The organism is Flavobacteriales bacterium, assembly GCA_013001705.1.
Taxonomy (GTDB): domain Bacteria; phylum Bacteroidota; class Bacteroidia; order Flavobacteriales_D; family JABDKJ01; genus JABDLZ01.
In genome coordinates this window covers 1-15090 of sequence record JABDLZ010000184.1, presented here as the reverse complement: position 1 = coordinate 15090, position 15090 = coordinate 1, and the positions used below count along the sequence as shown (strand labels likewise).

Here is a 15090-nt window from a genome sequence, read left to right as displayed (position 1 = left end):
CTTTCAGCCCCAATGCCTGTATGGCCACTGCGACATTGCTCTGCTGTTTGACTTGCTCGAGATCACTCTTGAGCGTCAGATCCTGAGCTTTATAGTCCTTGACTTGGCTCTCGAGGCGATAGAGCTCTTTGACCGTAGTCTCGGCATGGTATCCGTAGCTGATGTAACAGACCGCTACCCCGACCATGAAAAGCAGGAATGGGATATGGTCCAACACCCGGTCCTTGGCCAGAAAGGTCCCGTTCAGAAGGCCGATCAGGCTTTTTCTGACTGGAGAATCCTTTCTTTTCTCCTTGGCTGTTCTTGTCTTGTATCCATTCATAGCTTCTCGGCTATTCTCAGCTTTGCACTTCGTGCTCTTGGGTTATTTTCAATTTCTTCTTCGCTCGGTACGATGACCTTGCGATTGATAGCTTTTAGAGGAATCTCACTTCTTCCGTAGATGTCTTTGTCGACCTTGCCTTCTGCATTCCCACTTCGAATGAAATTCTTGACCATACGATCCTCGATACTGTGGTAGGAAATGACTACGAGTCGGCCGCCTGGCTCAAGGATGTCGATGACCTGTGTGAGCATGGTCTCCAAGGCTTTGAGCTCCTCATTGACCTCGATGCGTATGGCTTGGAAGACCTGCGCTAGGAATTGGGCACCTTTTCGATGAGGTGTGACGCGCTGAAGCGCTCGTTTCAGATCCTCGGTGGTCTCTAATCCTTGATCACGAGCACTGATGATGGAATCGACCAATCGACCGACACCTCTCAGGTCGCTTCCTCGCCAGAATACGGCTTTCAAATCCTCTTTGCCGTATTCATGGAGAACAAGTCGTGCCGTCAATTCCCGGTCTTGATCCATACGCATATCCAGTGGCGCATCGAACCGAGTGGAGAAACCACGTTCCGGTATATCGAATTGATGGGAAGAGACTCCGAGATCGGCCAGTAGTCCATCTATGGAAATCACCCCATGCAATCTGAGATTGTTCTTGAGGAATTGGAAATTCTGTCGGATGAAAACGAAACGCTCATCATCGATCTCCTCACCGAGTGCATCCGGATCCTGGTCAAAGGCGTAAAGTCTTCCCGAGTCGAGTCTTTCGAGTATCGCCTTACTATGACCACCCCCACCGAATGTCACATCTACGTAGGCTCCATCGCCTTTGATGGAAAGCCCCTCTATGCTATCATGTAAAAGAACGGGCGTATGGTACCCCTGCTCCACCTCTCAATCAACTACATCATTCCCTGCATCTCCCATCACCTCTTCGCTCAGGGTCGCCATATCGATATCGTCTTCGAGCATCTGCTCGTAGTTCTGTTTGCTCCAGAGCTCTATGCGATCGTTCAGCGCATTGAGCTTCACCTCTTTGTCTATCTCGGCAAATCCGAGTAAGGCCGAGGGAAGGAGCAACCTCCCTTGACCGTCCAGTTCCACACGGGTGGCCCCGCTATTGAACTTGCGTATGAACAGCACATTCTTCCGCTTGAATTTGTTGAGTCTATTGACCGTGGCACTGAGATCCTGCCACACCCTCCATGGGTATATGACCAAGGCCTTGGAGAAGATGTCACGATTGATCACAAAGCCCTCATGAAGGTGCTCTTCCAGCTGCTTTTTCAGACCCTTGGGGAGCATCATCCTCCCTTTGGTATCCAGCTTACAATCGTATTCTCCGAGTAGGTTCAACATGCAATTTCTGCGCTAACGCGGGCTAATGTAGAAAATGATTCCCACTTTTTACCACTGATCCCCATTATTTACCACTTTGTTGAAAAAACGCAGCTGGGTTCCTCCTATTGCCCGTGGTGTGCGGATTTGAGAATCATTGAAGTGAATCAATCACAACACTTGCCCAAGCCACCTGACCAGATTTTATCCGAAGAATGCTGTGTATATATGGACCCGCGTGGGAATCGGTGGGAAGGCATATTCCCTACATTTGGATGAAAGCGAAGAAGACCCAGCCCTATGGCAACATCGAATGATTCATTCTATTCCAATCTCGAGGACCAACTCATAGTAGAAGGAGATTTCAGTTATATCGAAGAGGGTGAAGGCCCGGTATTCATCTTGCTTCATGGTCTGTTCGGAGCACTGTCCAATTTCAGAGCGGTGACCGATTTCCTATCCGATCGTTTCACGGTGGTCATACCTCGGCTCCCGATCTATGAGCTTCCCGTGCTCAACACCAATGTGAAGGCAATCGCCAAGTTCTTGGCCAAATTCATCGACCACAAAGGCTATGACCAGGTCAACCTATTGGGGAACAGTCTTGGAGGACATGTAGGATTGGTCTACGCGGCCGAGCATCCGGAGCGAGTCAGCAGTATGGTACTCTCAGGGAGTTCCGGCTTATATGAGAATGCATTTGGAGGGAGCTTCCCTCGTAGAGAGGACAAGAACTATCTCAGAGAGAAGATCGCTCTCACCTTCTATGACCCGGCCATGGTCACCGATGAATTGGTGGACGAATGCCATGAAGCGGTCAACAATCGGAACAAGGTCATACGCATACTGAGCATTGCTAAATCGGCCATACGACATAATATGGCCAAGGAACTTGAGAACTATAAGATGCCGGTATGTCTGATCTGGGGGAAGAACGATACCATCACGCCACCTGAGGTCGCAGAGGAATTCCACGCCAAGATAGAGAACAGCACATTGTACTGGATCGACAAATGCGGACATGCTCCTATGATGGAACATCCTGAAGAATTCAACCGATATCTAGGTGAGTGGATAGAGAAAACTCCTGTCTTCAATTGAGTATCGAGATTTGTCCTTGGATGGGACAGATATAGCCCCGCATGGAGATAATCAAAGCTGAATTCCTGAAGAGCAGTGCAGATCCTTCGCAATGCCCCAAAGCGGATAGACCTGAATACGCTTTTATCGGTAGAAGCAATGTCGGTAAGAGCTCACTGATCAATATGTTGGCAGGTCGCAGGTCATTGGCCAAAACCTCAGGCAGACCGGGAAAGACCCAATTGATCAACCATTTCAATATAGATGACAGCTGGTATCTGGTCGACCTCCCAGGCTATGGCTACGCCAAGATCTCTAAAAAGGAACGGGCCAAGTGGAAAGCCTTCACTTGGAGCTATCTGGAACAACGGCAGAATCTGATGTGTGTATTTGTGCTCCTGGACGGGCGCATACCTGCTCAAGCTGTCGATCTGGAATTCATGGCCGAACTCGGCCTTAGAGGTATACCTTTTGTGATGGCATTCACCAAAGTAGAAAAGGTGAATAAGGAGACTCGGTCAGAACATCTGAAGGCATACACCGAGACCATGCTCGAAGAATGGGAGAAATTGCCTCCGATTTTCCACACCTCTGCGGTAAGTAAAGAAGGAAGGGAAGAGATACTGGCGTTCATCAGTAAGACCAATGAACTCTTTTAGCACCTAATGATCACTCAGTGATCACCCCTAGATGTTTTCCCAGATCCAGTCCGAATTCGCGGATTCCAGCACAGGTCTCCGTATCGCCTGTGGCCCTCTCCAGTGTGTCGTTCATCGTCAATAGGGTCTGAACAAAGAAGGTCTTCATCTCATCCGTGGTGAAATCCTTATCCCACAAGTCCACCCGCAGGGCCTGCTGCTCGTCCTTATCCCAAAATGAGATAAGTGCAGCTCCAGCGGTCTTCTTCCCTACTCCATCATCTGCTTCCCATTCCAGCTTTTCTGGAAGATGATTCTCATCCAGGCTGACATCTATACGTATCTGTTTCTTCTTGTTCATCCGGGTGTATATGCTTTTAATATGGCCTCGGCCGGTACGGACATCAACTGTTGTACGGTCACTTCAGGATGCTCACGCATGTAATCCTTGACCATCTGCTTGCCCATGAAATATCCTAACTCGGCCGGAGATTCTTCTGAGAATCCCTGCGTATAAGGTCCGCGACCGATCCAATCCGTAAGGGTCTTTCTTTCTTTGGTGAAGAGGATATCCTGATCGATGATGACCTTCCAGATGTTCTGCTCATTGTCCACACACCAATTCCATTCTGCTTCTGAATAAGCGAAATGTCGATACTCCTCGATCTCAGGGATACAGAGGTGAAGGGCATACATGATCTTACCATAAGAAGCCATTAGCCCAAGTAGATCGGCCCGTCCTCCACCTTCATCGTGATTGAGGATCAGCCAGCCTTTCATCGCATTCGGAACAAGATGTTCCGGTATCATCTGCTCACGTAGATAGGCAGGGAACAACTCATTTGGCAGGCGATCGATCATAGGGTTGGATGCTCCCAGATAGAATTCCGCCCCAATGCCCAAGACGTCTAATTGAGGAATGGGATAGATGCCGTAGTTGTATCCGGAATTCATGAAATACACATCCGGCACCTTGCGCTCTGGAAATATTGCCTTGTACCTACCGAATGCCTCAGAGAATTGCTGGTGGTATTCTTCCGTATCCGTAAAGACAGAATCGATCTGCCTCTGGGCGAATTGCCATTCCTCATCCTGAACGAAGCGTTCGAGATTCTGCAAGGCCAGAGAATCATCGAGTGGACCAAGCAAGAGGATCTCGCGGAAATATTGTGAGTAGAATTTAGGATGTTGCTCACGTAATCGCTCGTGCTTTTCTTCCAAGGGTTCTTCTTTGAAGATCTCGAGGTCCAAGCGCACCAATTCCAGTTCAACTTCAATGGGTTCTACAGTTCTATCGATACTTGGATCAGAGCAAGAGAAGAGCAGGAGGATGAGAGACAATCCCACACACAGTGTATCAAGCGATAATTCTTTTCTTTGACTCATAATCAAGGCGCCAAAGATATGAAGAAGATATTCCTACCAATTATAGCTATATGCTTGACTATCAGCTCGTTGAATGCTCAAGACGATCGTCCAGTACGCATTGCCTTTGCTATTCAACCTGCTACTTCCTGGTTGGCTCCTGAGGGAGACATACTGGAGAAGGATGCCAATAGGCTGGCCTTTTCCTATGGGATCATCACTGACTTCACCATCGCTGGCAACCCCAATTATGCATTCTCCACGGGTATCCTGATCAATAGTCAAGGGGGCACGATAAAGAACACTAGATACCACGATGGTACAACTATGGTCATGCCCAAAGGAGATACAGTAAGTACACTCATCGATGAATTCGCTGAGTCGACAGAGAAGTACAGACTGCAGTACTTGGACATCCCCCTGACACTGAAACTGAAGACCAATGAAATAGGCTATTTCACCTATTACGGTCAGTTCGGATTGGACCTATCTTTCAACATCAAGGCTCGAGAGGATATCGAATACAAGTTCCCTAGCGAGTCAGAGATGAGCGAGGAGGACCTGAACATTTCCGAGGATATCAGTTTTTTCAGAACCGCCCTTCAAGTGGGTGCAGGTGTGGAATACAACATCTCTGGAGACACCTATCTGGTAGGTGGTATTGTATGGAATAATGGCTTGAATAACATCTTCAGCGATCAGAACTATATCATGGAAGACGATGATGGTAGCCCAGCTATCACTGGGAACAATTCCCTGAGGGAGGGAGAGAAGATAAAAGTCACTTCCAATTACCTAGGACTTACGCTAGGAGTCTTTTTCTGATAGAAAAGGGACCGTAGATATTCCATTGTTTATCTTCTACTCATGAGACCACTCAAACAGCAGGAGACCATTGACCACATAGTCAACTGGTTGAAGGAGTACTGTACCTCAGCGGGAATGAAAGGCTTTGTAGTGGGGGTATCTGGAGGGATAGACTCAGCACTCACATCGACTTTATGCGCTCGGACCGGACTGGAAGTGCTCTGTTTGGAGATGCCTATCCACCAAGCGGCATCTCAAGTGAGTCGTGCCTTGAACCACATCGACTGGCTCCAGGATCAGTTTCCTGCAGTGCGGATGACCCAAGTAGAACTCACTCCCGTATTCGATAGTCTGGTGGATGCCTTTCCTTCTGTAGAAAAGGAAGAAGATCGACACATGGCGCTTGCCAATACCCGTGCACGCCTGCGGATGACTTCCCTCTACTATTTCGCAGCGTATCACAAACTACTTGTAGCTGGAACAGGAAATAAAGTCGAGGATTTCGGAGTAGGTTTCTATACCAAATATGGAGATGGAGGGGTAGACCTCTCACCTATCGCTGACCTATATAAATCCGAGGTATATACTCTGGCTGAAGAACTTGGGGTGAACCAAGAAATACTCGAAGCGGCTCCTACCGATGGTCTTTGGGGCGATGACCGTACCGATGAAGACCAGATAGGCGCTAGCTATGATGAACTGGAATGGGCGATGGAATACCTGCGCCTTGAAAAGGACCTAGCTGCTCTATCAGGTCGAGAAGCCGAGGTGATGAAGATCTACCAAAGACTACACCGTGCCAACCTGCACAAGATGGTCCCGATTCCCGTTTGTGAGATTCCAGAAGAACTACGAGTGATGAGCGATCATCATTCTGCTTCTTAAGCTCGGGTCTCACTCAGGAGCAATACGTACGACCAAGCCTTCCAACTGTTCTGAAATAGGGATCTGACACCCCAATCGACTGTTATCCTGGACATGCCAGGCCTCATCCAGCATCGCTTGCTCATCATCATTGCGCTCCAGTAGGTCGTGTTCACTTTCTATGTACATCTGACAGGATGCGCACATGGCCATTCCGCCACAGGTGCCTTCCACAGGAAGTTCCATGGATCTAGAAAGCTCCATCATGTTCATACCGATACCCAAGGGAGCATCCACCTCATGAGGCACTCCTTCCCTGTCGATTATGGTGATGTGTACGCTCTCCTCCATGCTTGTGTCTATCAGTCGAATCCCTGTACTCCTTGCACAGTGGTATATTTCAGAACATTCTTCTTATCTGGATAGATGCGTTTGAATGCAGACTGGACCATGAGCGTGCCCTCGTGGAATCCACATAAAATGAGTTTCAATTTACCCTCATAGGTATTGACATCACCTATAGCATAGATCCCTGGGCGATTGGTACTGTAATCCAAGGTATCTACCTTGATGGCATTCTTCTCGATCTCCAATCCCCAATCGGCAATGGGTCCGAGTTTTGGAGTGAGGCCGAAGAGCGGCATCCAATACTCTGTATCGAGCGAACTCTGTTCTCCAGATCGGTGTTTTATCTCCAACTGACGCAAGCGACCATTTCCTGACAGTCCTACCACTTCACTGTCAAGGAGTAGGTCCAGTTTACCTTCTTGGGACATGTCCATGACCTTCTGCACGGAATCGGGATGGGCTCTGAAGCTCTGACTTCTATGTATCATCGTCACATGCTCAGCCACGCCATTGGCCAGAAAATAGGTCCAATCCAACGCAGAGTCCCCACCTCCACTGATCACGACCTTCTTGTCCCGATACTTCTCAGGATCCCGTATGATATAATCGACTCCCTTTTCTTCAAAATCGATCAATTCACTGATTGGTGGCTTACGGGGTGTGAATACGCCCAATCCTCCAGCGATAGCCACTACAGGCGCTTGATGTACCGTACCTCGGTCGGTGGTGACGATGTATCCACCTTCTCCATCTTCTTCGATTGTCCGAGCTGATTCTCCCAAGGTGAATCCCGGTTTGAAGGGGGCAGCCTGCTCCATGAGTTTATCGATCAGTTCTCCTGCCAGAACCTCGGGATATCCTGGGATATCATAGATGGGCTTTTTGGGGTAGATCTCAGAACATTGACCCCCGGGTTGAGGAAGTGCATCGATCAGGTGGCATCTCAGTTTCAGAAGTCCCGCCTCGAAGACCGTGAACAGTCCTACCGGACCGGCACCAATGATCAAGATATCTGTTCGTATCATCTAAATGAGAATGGGCGTGAATCTAACGGGTTAAAGAGAAAGAAGAGAATGACATTCATCAGAGATACATATGCGGATGGACAGGACCCGATCAGACCGCTATGACCTTTTGAACTTCAGGCAAAACGTTCTTGATCCGTTCTTCGACACCTGCTTTCAAGGTCATCATGCTCATCGAACAGTCCTTACAGGAACCATGCAGTGCTACTTTGACCACATCATCGTTGGTCAACTCGACAAAGGTGATATCCCCATTGTCCCGCTCCAAGAAAGGTCTCAGACCTTGCAGCGCCTGTTCTATGATGGCAATCTTCTTCTTCTTATTCATGTCCGTGTGATTTGGACGATTTCCGATTCCGGAAGTTCAGTATTCCTCTTATCCATGGCAGCGACCACATTGTCGATCAAGGTGTCCAGATGATCACGGGCCTCCGTACCTTCTTGCATGATTGCCGGCCTACCAGCATCCCCTGCCTCCCGTACGCTCTGTATCAATGGAAGCTGACCTAGGAGATCTACTCCCACCTCTTGTGCAAGTGATTTGGCACCATCCTTTCCGAATATATAGTATCGATTCTCAGGCAGTTCCTCAGGAGTGAACCAACTCATATTCTCAATGATACCCAGGACAGGAACGTTGATCTGAGGTAGTTGGAACATGGCAACTCCTTTACGTGCATCGGCCAGTGAGATATCCTGTGGGGTGGTGACCACGACTCCAGCAGTGAGTGGCACCGTTTGCACCGCAGTGAGATGGATATCTCCGGTACCTGGGGGTAGATCCACGAGTAAATAGTCCAATTCACCCCAATGGGTATCCATGAACATTTGACGGAGTGCCTTCGTGGCCATAGCCCCCCGCCAAACAATAGCTTGAGACGGATCGGCAAAGAATCCGATGGACATCAATTTGATACCATGGGTCTCGACCGGTGTCATGCGATTGACCCCATCGATCTCTGCTGTACCCGGCCTATCGTGATAAGCATCCAACATGATCGGCATGGAAGGTCCATAGATGTCGGCATCGACCAGACCCACTTTGTATCCCCGCTCGACCAGACCCACGGCCAGATTAGCAGTTATAGTTGATTTCCCCACTCCTCCTTTGCCTGAAGCAATGGCAAGGATATTCTTCACACCTGGGATACCCGGCTTAGGGGTCTCTTTCTTAGGTACGTCCACCTGTACTTCGACTTCGGTACGAATATCCTTTCCAAAAGTCCTCTCTATGGCGAATTCCACCGCATCGACCATACGTTGCTTGTGGTGCATGGCCGGATTGTTCAAGAGCAGAGACACTTTGACCCGATCGCCTTCTACCGTCACGGCTTGAATACCATTGCTCTCCGCAAGGGGGCGCTGGGTATCGGGATCCTGTATCTGACCGAGAACCTCTTTGATTCTATCTACATCAATGGCCATAGGGCTTCGTGATTTCTTTTTGAGACAACAAAGTTAGCCAATTCGCAGGTCGAGAATCGTATGAGAGCTGCTCGAACATCACCCACCTAACCGAAAATATTCTTTACTTTGGCGGCATTGCGGAAAGCAGAGGATCATTCTCTTCTGGGAGTGTTCCAAGAGTTCTCAAGGGATACGGAGAGGTGGCCGAGTGGCTGAAGGCGCACGCTTGGAAAGCGTGTATGCGGGAAACCGTATCGAGGGTTCGAATCCCTCTCTCTCCGCATGTGATATTCCGTATCTTCCAAACGTGGAAGAGCCGTCCCGCAGCAATGCAGGATTGGATCAAGGAATAGGATCGCATATTCATTAAGGCAATGTATTTTGACCAGCACTAATGGATCTATGGACCCACCGAGGTTCTTGTTGTGACCGCGTCCACGAGTAACGGTAGGTCCTATTTGACAAACGGATACAATTAAACCAAGAACAAGAAGTTCAATAGTAACAACTGAAACAATGAAGAAAATTCTCTCAATTCTGGCCATCATGGGATCAGTGCTATTCCTGATACCTGAAACAGCAATGGCGTTTGAATCAGACCCAGGTCTGGTAAGTGAAGCTGGACTGGCACAAGATGCTGAAGCTGCAGCCGAAGAAGGAAGTACAGGTTTCACACAGGTACTTAAAGAAAAATTCATCGAAGGTGGCCCTGGTTTCATGGCCATTGTATTGATCTGTCTTGTTCTCGGTCTTGCATTGGCCATCGAGCGTATCATCTACCTCAATATGGCTCAATCCAATACCAGCAAGATGCTCTCCAATGTGGAGGATGCTTTGAATTCCGGTGGAATCGAGGCTGCCAAGGAGTACCTCAGAAATACCAAAGGCCCTGTAGCCGCGATCTTCTATCAAGGTCTGGAACGATCCGGTGAAGGATTGGACATGGTAGAAAAATCCGTCATCTCATATGGTGGAGTGCAGATCGGACAGATGGAAAAAGGTCTTTCCTGGATCCAACTCTTTATCGCTCTGGCTCCAATGCTTGGATTCATGGGTACGGTTATCGGTATGATCGATGCATTCGATGCGATCGAAGCTGAGAACAATATCTCTCCATCCATTGTTGCTGGAGGTATCAAGGTGGCACTTCTGACTACCGTATTCGGTCTGATCGTAGCGATCATCTTGCAGATATTCTACAACTATATCCTTTCCAAGGTGGATAGTATCACCAACGATATGGAGAATGCCAGTATCACATTGATCGATATTCTGGCCCGTCACAACCTCTCAAAATAATCAGCCCATGGATACGAAAACAGCAGGACTGATAGGTACCATAGTCAAGGTGGCCATTGCACTTGCGGGTGCAGTGCTATGCTTCTTGATCATGGCCAATAGTTCGGATATAGAGGCTGGAGACGACCAAAGCTACGTGAACGGGGCGCTTACCGTTACCTACATCGCTATGTTGCTATGTGTAGGAGCCGCTCTCTTATTCGGACTGGTGTATTTCCTGAAGAATATACGCAATTCGAAGGGTCTTCTCTTTGGATTGGTAGGACTTGCAGTGGTGGCCTTTGTCAGCTATAGTTTGTCTGATGCTCAAGCAAGTCCCGAGTTGATGGCCAAGTACTCCGAGAGCACCTTACAGATGAGTGGAGCTGGCATTTATCTCACCCTTCTCTTACTTGGGATCGGTGTGGCGGCAGCGCTTTTCAGCGAGGTGACCAAAATCTTCAAATAAGCAGGTACCATGGCACGAAGAGAACTACAAGAGATCAATGCAGGTTCGATGGCCGACATCGCCTTCCTGCTTTTGATATTCTTCCTAGTGACCACCACCATGGATCAGGATACCGGAATCATGCGTCAACTTCCTCCTCTGGATGAGGAGCAGGAAGAGATCACTGAAACCGTCAAGGAGAGGAATGTGTACGAGGTGCTCGTCAATGCCAATGACCAACTTTTGGTAGAAGGAGAACCGATGGACATCTCTGAACTGAAGGAAGGAGCAATCGAGTTCCTTACCAATAGTGGAGTCTTCAGTGAAGAACCCGCTGAGGAGGACCTGACTTTACGGGTACCCGTAAGCAAGCAGGCTGTCACGCAGAAGATCGCTGAACTCAAAGGAAAGATCGAGCAATTCCCAGACAGGAAGAGTGAATGGGAAGGTGAGTTGAGACAGTTCGAGGCCAAATTAGATGCGATCAATTTCTTCGGGAATTATCGAGAACTAGGTCCTTCGGCTGTGATCTCTCTCCAGAATGACAACGGTACTTCCTATGACATGTATCTCCAGGTTCAGAATGAATTGACATCTGCGGTGAATGAGCTAAGGGACGAATTGACCCTGAAATTCTACAACAAATCTTACTTGGAATTGGATGACAAGGATCCCTATGAAAGACGCATCATCAAAGCGGTCAGACAGGTGTATCCACAGCGTATATCCGAGGCAGAACCCAAAGAAATAGGAGGTTGACATGTCAAAATTCACAGGAAAAAAGAAGAAGTCCGTAGGTGCAGTCTCTACTGCGTCACTCCCGGATATCGTATTCATGCTTCTATTCTTCTTCATGGTGACCACCGTGATGCGGGAGCAGGATCTGCTGGTGAAGATCGATAAGCCGGATGCATCGGAGATCACCAAGTTGGAGAAGAAGTCCTTGGTGGATTATATCAACATCGGGCCTCCCATGGATGAGCGACTGGGGACCGAACCACTGATCCAATTGGATGATGCGATCATCACCGATATGAGTAAGATCAGACCTTGGATCGAGGACAACCGGGATCAGCGTGATGAAGGTGAGAAATCCCAGATAACTACTTCGCTCAAGGTGGATAAGGATGTGAAAATGGGTATCGTCACCGAAGTGAAGCAAGAACTCAGGAAGGCACAAGCTTTGAAGATCAACTATTCGGCCCGCGCTCGAGAGCGTACAGGGTCTGGAGACTGATCTACCCATGATGTAGAATTATACTTAAGCCACCTTCGGGTGGCTTTTTTATTTGAATCGTAGCATGAGTATGGAACAGATCACCTTTACAGATTTCACAGCCGTAGAGATGCGTGTTGGGACCATCATTGAAGCCCAGCAATTCCCCAAGGCCCATAAGCCAGCCTACGTACTCCAGCTGGATTTTGGGGAATTTGGTGTCAAGAAGAGTAGCGCACAGATCACAGACCTCTATTCTGTAGAGGAACTCATCGGTAGGCAAGTGATAGCGGTATGTAATTTCCCTCCCAAACAGATTGCCGACCTCATGAGTGAATGTCTGATCCTGGGATTGGTCGGAGACCCGTCCGGTGTGGTCCTTATCGGTCCAGATAGAACCGTCAAAAATGGGCTACGGGTAGCTTAGACCACCAAGTTCATGGTGGCATACACACAGCATAGACCCAAGAGGTAGCCTGTGCCTACTTCATGGGGTCGATGGGCTTGGAGTAACAACCTGGATGAGGCCACGATAGCGGCCAAGAAGAAGATACCCAGGATCCAATTGCTCTGCCAGATACCGTACTTGACGAATATCCAGAACATCATAGCACTCACACCTCCTAGAGCTGCCATATGGGCTGAGATCTTATAGCGAATACTGACCAAGGCCAATAAAATGAGGGTAGTTATCAAGGAGAGGAACATGCCGTGGATGACCCCTGGGAGTTCTAAGTCCTTGAGCATGTAATAGGTCAACATATAGTAGAGCACGGTGATGATGAACATGAGCGACCGTCCTTTGAGCTGGGACATCTCCAAGTCAGCAATCAAGCCCCTGCGCTTGAGGAGATACATGCTCAATGCAGGACCGATCACGGTGGTAATGAAGAGTGAACTCACAAATCTCCATTTCAACGATGTCGTGAAAAAGAGGTTCATCACCGGGTCGATCTCAGCGATCAGAAGGAATAGATAAATCGGGATCAGGATGGGGTGAAATACCACCGATATGGCATAGGCGACCCGTTCCAATAGATCAAAGTTGCTTTCTCAGTCGAGCCACAGGTATATTGAGCTGTTCCCGGTATTTGGCCACAGTCCTACGAGCGATGTTATATCCCCTGTCCTTCAAGATGGTTGCAAGCTTATCGTCAGTGAGTGGCTTACGCTTATCCTCCGCATCGATACACTCTTGCAAAATCTTCTTCACCTCCCGGGTGGAGACTTCTTCTCCGCTATCTGTAGAAAGGGATTCTGAGAAAAAGGATTTCAAAAGGAAAGTGCCATAGGGTGTCTGCACATACTTGGAATTGGCCACACGGCTGATGGTGGAGATATCCATGCTCACAATTTCTGCAATATCCTTGAGGATCATAGGCTTGAGCTTGGTCTCATCTCCTGTGAGGAAATAGTCCTTCTGGTATTGCATGATGGCATTCATGGTGACCATCAGGGTCTGCTGTCGCTGACGGATAGCCTCGATGAACCATTTGGCACTATCCAACTTCTGCTTCACGAAGAGGACCGCCTCTTTCTGCTTGGGGTCCTTCTTTCCAGAAGCCGCATAGCCTTTCAGCATCTCCTGATAGGATCGGGACACTTTCAGGTCAGGTGCGTTTCTACCATTCAAAGTAAGCTGCAGCTCATCATCACGCACTTCTATGGTGAAGTCCGGAATCACTTGATTGACCGCGCGATTGCGCTCGGCCAGTGCGCCTCCGGGTTTGGGATTGAGTTTGATGATCACCCCGATCGCCTCTTTAAGGTCTTCCTCCACCAAGTCCATCTTCTTGATGATCTTCTTGTAGTGCTTTTTCGTGAACGCCTCGAAATGATCATTCAGGATATCCTTGGCCAATCGGATGGAAGGATAAGAGTCATCCTTTCTCTCCAATTGCAGAAGAAGACACTCTCTGAGATCACGTGCTGCGATACCGGCCGGATCCAAAGACTGCACCACCTGGAGGACCTTCTCGATCTGATCGACCTCCACCATGAGATTCTGTGAGAATGCCAGGTCATTGGAGATATTGTCCAACTCCCTTCTCAGGTAACCCGAATCGTCCAGATTCCCTATGATGGTCTCTGCGATGACCTGCTCATCCTCATCTAATTTCTTGAGTCCTATCTGGGACAGGAGATTATCCTGAAAGGTCTTGCCAGAAGCAAATGGAATATCCTTTTCATCCTCATCCCTCCCCTTGTTGCGTACGGAGAGGTTGTAGGAAGGGATGTCATCATCATCCATGTAGTCCGAGATGTCGAACTCGTCTTCGGTAGAATCATTTGCGTCATCGTCCCCGTATTCATCTTGAGTCTCGGTCTCCTTCCCTTCTTCCAGGGCCGGATTTATCTCGATCTCCTCCTTGATACGCTGCTCCAATTCCACAGTAGGGACTTGCAACAGTTTCATCAGTTGGATCTGTTGCGGACTGAGCTTCTGTAGTAATTTCTGTTGTAGCGTCTGTTTCAGCATATTCTCTCCTTTCGCTAAGGCTGTGGACTGTGCGTAAAGATAGCTAAGCTAGTCCTTGGCAAGACATCTTGACCCTATCTCTTATGGCATAGCTCAGCATTGATTCAGCATTGCTATAGCTGACCGATATTGATAAGCAATTTGAAGCAATGCAGCTCTATCTGGGCTATACTTGTCCCGCTTTAAGAAATCAAAAGCACCATGAAGAAAATCCTATCCATCTGTATATACTTCAGCTTCCCATTCATACTGAGTGCACAAGAAGTGAGTTTCACCGATGCCTCTGACCTACTACCATCTGCCACCGTGAGTGACCATGCTATAGGTGTGGTGGATATGAACGGTGATGGCAAGGATGATATTATCCGCATGCAATCCTCTGGCAGCCCAGGAAATGCTGAGCAGACAGTGTATGTAGCTATTCAACAGGCTCCGGGTCTGGATTTCGTTTCACAGACATTGGGTACAAT

21 protein-coding genes and 1 tRNA gene are annotated in these 15090 nt (G+C 48.5%); 11 read left to right on the top strand and 11 right to left on the bottom strand.

The features are described from left to right. From HKN79_07585 to mraZ, 3 genes are all read right to left on the bottom strand, one after another. Positions 1-322, bottom strand: a 322-nt coding sequence (locus HKN79_07585; protein NNC83422.1) for a hypothetical protein, incomplete at its 3' end; no start/stop codon positions are given. Further along, on the bottom strand, positions 319-1218 hold the full coding sequence (rsmH, locus tag HKN79_07580; GenBank protein NNC83421.1) for a 16S rRNA (cytosine(1402)-N(4))-methyltransferase RsmH: 900 nt from the start codon (positions 1216-1218) through the stop codon (positions 319-321). The genes rsmH and HKN79_07585, both read right to left, overlap by 4 nt. Before the next feature lie 3 nt (positions 1219-1221). Then, positions 1222-1686, bottom strand: a complete 465-nt coding sequence (mraZ, locus tag HKN79_07575; protein ID NNC83420.1) for a division/cell wall cluster transcriptional repressor MraZ — start codon at positions 1684-1686, stop codon at positions 1222-1224. A gap of 279 nt (positions 1687-1965) precedes the next feature. Between mraZ and HKN79_07570 the strand changes: the two genes are divergently transcribed. Both HKN79_07570 and HKN79_07565 read left to right on the top strand, forming a co-directional pair. After that, complete coding sequence (locus HKN79_07570) at positions 1966-2766, top strand: alpha/beta hydrolase (GenBank protein NNC83419.1); 801 nt, start codon at positions 1966-1968, stop codon at positions 2764-2766. Positions 2767-2807: 41 nt separating this feature from the next. Continuing rightward, positions 2808-3404, top strand: a complete 597-nt coding sequence (locus HKN79_07565; protein NNC83418.1) for a YihA family ribosome biogenesis GTP-binding protein — start codon at positions 2808-2810, stop codon at positions 3402-3404. A 10-nt stretch (positions 3405-3414) separates the two neighbouring features. Here HKN79_07565 and HKN79_07560 read toward each other — a convergent pair whose 3' ends face one another. Together HKN79_07560 and HKN79_07555 are read right to left on the bottom strand one after the other, a co-directional pair. Further along, a complete protein-coding gene (locus HKN79_07560; GenBank protein ID NNC83417.1) occupies positions 3415-3744 on the bottom strand; it encodes a gliding motility protein GldC in 330 nt (109 codons plus the stop codon). After that, positions 3741-4769, bottom strand: coding sequence for a hypothetical protein (locus HKN79_07555; GenBank protein ID NNC83416.1), 1029 nt, complete (start codon positions 4767-4769; stop codon positions 3741-3743). Before HKN79_07555 ends, HKN79_07560 begins: the two co-directional genes overlap by 4 nt. 18 nt (positions 4770-4787) lie before the next feature. On the opposite strand from HKN79_07555, the gene HKN79_07550 reads away from it, so the two are divergent. Then, positions 4788-5573 (top strand): PorT family protein, encoded by a 786-nt coding sequence (locus HKN79_07550; GenBank protein ID NNC83415.1) that lies wholly within the window; start codon positions 4788-4790, stop codon positions 5571-5573. A gap of 42 nt (positions 5574-5615) precedes the next feature. Continuing rightward, positions 5616-6440 carry an NAD(+) synthase gene (gene nadE / locus HKN79_07545; GenBank protein ID NNC83414.1) on the top strand — a complete coding sequence of 275 codons (825 nt, stop codon included), beginning with the start codon at positions 5616-5618 and terminating at the stop codon, positions 6438-6440. A gap of 9 nt (positions 6441-6449) precedes the next feature. Here nadE and HKN79_07540 read toward each other — a convergent pair whose 3' ends face one another. The 4 genes from HKN79_07540 to HKN79_07525 form a co-directional block, all read right to left on the bottom strand. Beyond that, positions 6450-6770 (bottom strand): 2Fe-2S iron-sulfur cluster binding domain-containing protein, encoded by a 321-nt coding sequence (locus HKN79_07540; protein ID NNC83413.1) that lies wholly within the window; start codon positions 6768-6770, stop codon positions 6450-6452. Positions 6771-6781: 11 nt separating this feature from the next. Beyond that, complete coding sequence (locus HKN79_07535; GenBank protein ID NNC83412.1) at positions 6782-7792, bottom strand: NAD(P)/FAD-dependent oxidoreductase; 1011 nt, start codon at positions 7790-7792, stop codon at positions 6782-6784. A 91-nt stretch (positions 7793-7883) separates the two neighbouring features. Then, the gene (locus HKN79_07530) at positions 7884-8120 is read right to left on the bottom strand and encodes a NifU family protein (protein NNC83411.1); all 237 of its coding nucleotides are present in this window, start codon (positions 8118-8120) and stop codon (positions 7884-7886) included. Beyond that, positions 8117-9067 carry an Mrp/NBP35 family ATP-binding protein gene (locus HKN79_07525; GenBank protein ID NNC83410.1) on the bottom strand — a complete coding sequence of 317 codons (951 nt, stop codon included), beginning with the start codon at positions 9065-9067 and terminating at the stop codon, positions 8117-8119. The genes HKN79_07530 and HKN79_07525 overlap by 4 nt, the downstream gene beginning before the upstream one ends. Before the next feature lie 326 nt (positions 9068-9393). On the opposite strand from HKN79_07525, the gene HKN79_07520 reads away from it, so the two are divergent. From HKN79_07520 to HKN79_07495, 6 genes are all read left to right on the top strand, one after another. Beyond that, positions 9394-9480: transfer RNA gene (locus HKN79_07520), tRNA-Ser, on the top strand. A 235-nt stretch (positions 9481-9715) separates the two neighbouring features. Then, positions 9716-10498, top strand: a complete 783-nt coding sequence (locus tag HKN79_07515; GenBank protein ID NNC83409.1) for a MotA/TolQ/ExbB proton channel family protein — start codon at positions 9716-9718, stop codon at positions 10496-10498. 7 nt (positions 10499-10505) lie between these two features. Then, entirely contained in the window at positions 10506-10946 is a 441-nt protein-coding gene (locus HKN79_07510; GenBank protein ID NNC83408.1) for a hypothetical protein, read from the top strand. 9 nt (positions 10947-10955) lie between these two features. Beyond that, entirely contained in the window at positions 10956-11684 is a 729-nt protein-coding gene (locus tag HKN79_07505) for a biopolymer transporter ExbD (protein NNC83407.1), read from the top strand. Between the two features lies 1 nt (position 11685). Further along, positions 11686-12162: a biopolymer transporter ExbD gene (locus HKN79_07500; protein ID NNC83406.1), complete on the top strand. Its 477-nt coding sequence runs from the start codon at positions 11686-11688 to the stop codon at positions 12160-12162. A 64-nt stretch (positions 12163-12226) separates the two neighbouring features. Next, positions 12227-12568, top strand: coding sequence for a tRNA-binding protein (locus HKN79_07495; GenBank protein ID NNC83405.1), 342 nt, complete (start codon positions 12227-12229; stop codon positions 12566-12568). Here the strand turns inward: HKN79_07495 and HKN79_07490 are convergent. Together HKN79_07490 and rpoN are read right to left on the bottom strand one after the other, a co-directional pair. Continuing rightward, a complete protein-coding gene (locus HKN79_07490; GenBank protein ID NNC83404.1) occupies positions 12565-13176 on the bottom strand; it encodes a phosphatase PAP2 family protein in 612 nt (203 codons plus the stop codon). The genes HKN79_07495 and HKN79_07490 overlap by 4 nt on opposite strands. A 4-nt stretch (positions 13177-13180) precedes the next feature. After that, positions 13181-14620 (bottom strand): RNA polymerase factor sigma-54, encoded by a 1440-nt coding sequence (gene rpoN / locus HKN79_07485; protein ID NNC83403.1) that lies wholly within the window; start codon positions 14618-14620, stop codon positions 13181-13183. A 201-nt stretch (positions 14621-14821) separates the two neighbouring features. Here rpoN and HKN79_07480 point away from each other — a divergent pair. Continuing rightward, positions 14822-15090, top strand: a 269-nt coding sequence (locus tag HKN79_07480; protein ID NNC83402.1) for a VCBS repeat-containing protein, incomplete at its 3' end; no start/stop codon positions are given.

Coding starts and splice junctions, on each gene's coding strand:
- mraZ (NNC83420.1), bottom strand. CDS start 1,686: ATGTTGAACCTACTCGGAGAATACGATTGTAAGCTGGATACCAAAGGG.
- HKN79_07570 (NNC83419.1), top strand. CDS start 1,966: ATGGCAACATCGAATGATTCATTCTATTCCAATCTCGAGGACCAACTC.
- HKN79_07565 (NNC83418.1), top strand. CDS start 2,808: ATGGAGATAATCAAAGCTGAATTCCTGAAGAGCAGTGCAGATCCTTCG.
- HKN79_07560 (NNC83417.1), bottom strand. CDS start 3,744: ATGAACAAGAAGAAACAGATACGTATAGATGTCAGCCTGGATGAGAAT.
- HKN79_07555 (NNC83416.1), bottom strand. CDS start 4,769: ATGAGTCAAAGAAAAGAATTATCGCTTGATACACTGTGTGTGGGATTG.
- HKN79_07550 (NNC83415.1), top strand. CDS start 4,788: ATGAAGAAGATATTCCTACCAATTATAGCTATATGCTTGACTATCAGC.
- nadE (NNC83414.1), top strand. CDS start 5,616: ATGAGACCACTCAAACAGCAGGAGACCATTGACCACATAGTCAACTGG.
- HKN79_07540 (NNC83413.1), bottom strand. CDS start 6,770: ATGGAGGAGAGCGTACACATCACCATAATCGACAGGGAAGGAGTGCCT.
- HKN79_07535 (NNC83412.1), bottom strand. CDS start 7,792: ATGATACGAACAGATATCTTGATCATTGGTGCCGGTCCGGTAGGACTG.
- HKN79_07530 (NNC83411.1), bottom strand. CDS start 8,120: ATGAATAAGAAGAAGAAGATTGCCATCATAGAACAGGCGCTGCAAGGT.
- HKN79_07525 (NNC83410.1), bottom strand. CDS start 9,067: ATGCACCACAAGCAACGTATGGTCGATGCGGTGGAATTCGCCATAGAG.
- HKN79_07515 (NNC83409.1), top strand. CDS start 9,716: ATGAAGAAAATTCTCTCAATTCTGGCCATCATGGGATCAGTGCTATTC.
- HKN79_07510 (NNC83408.1), top strand. CDS start 10,506: ATGGATACGAAAACAGCAGGACTGATAGGTACCATAGTCAAGGTGGCC.
- HKN79_07505 (NNC83407.1), top strand. CDS start 10,956: ATGGCACGAAGAGAACTACAAGAGATCAATGCAGGTTCGATGGCCGAC.
- HKN79_07500 (NNC83406.1), top strand. CDS start 11,686: ATGTCAAAATTCACAGGAAAAAAGAAGAAGTCCGTAGGTGCAGTCTCT.
- HKN79_07495 (NNC83405.1), top strand. CDS start 12,227: ATGAGTATGGAACAGATCACCTTTACAGATTTCACAGCCGTAGAGATG.
- rpoN (NNC83403.1), bottom strand. CDS start 14,620: ATGCTGAAACAGACGCTACAACAGAAATTACTACAGAAGCTCAGTCCG.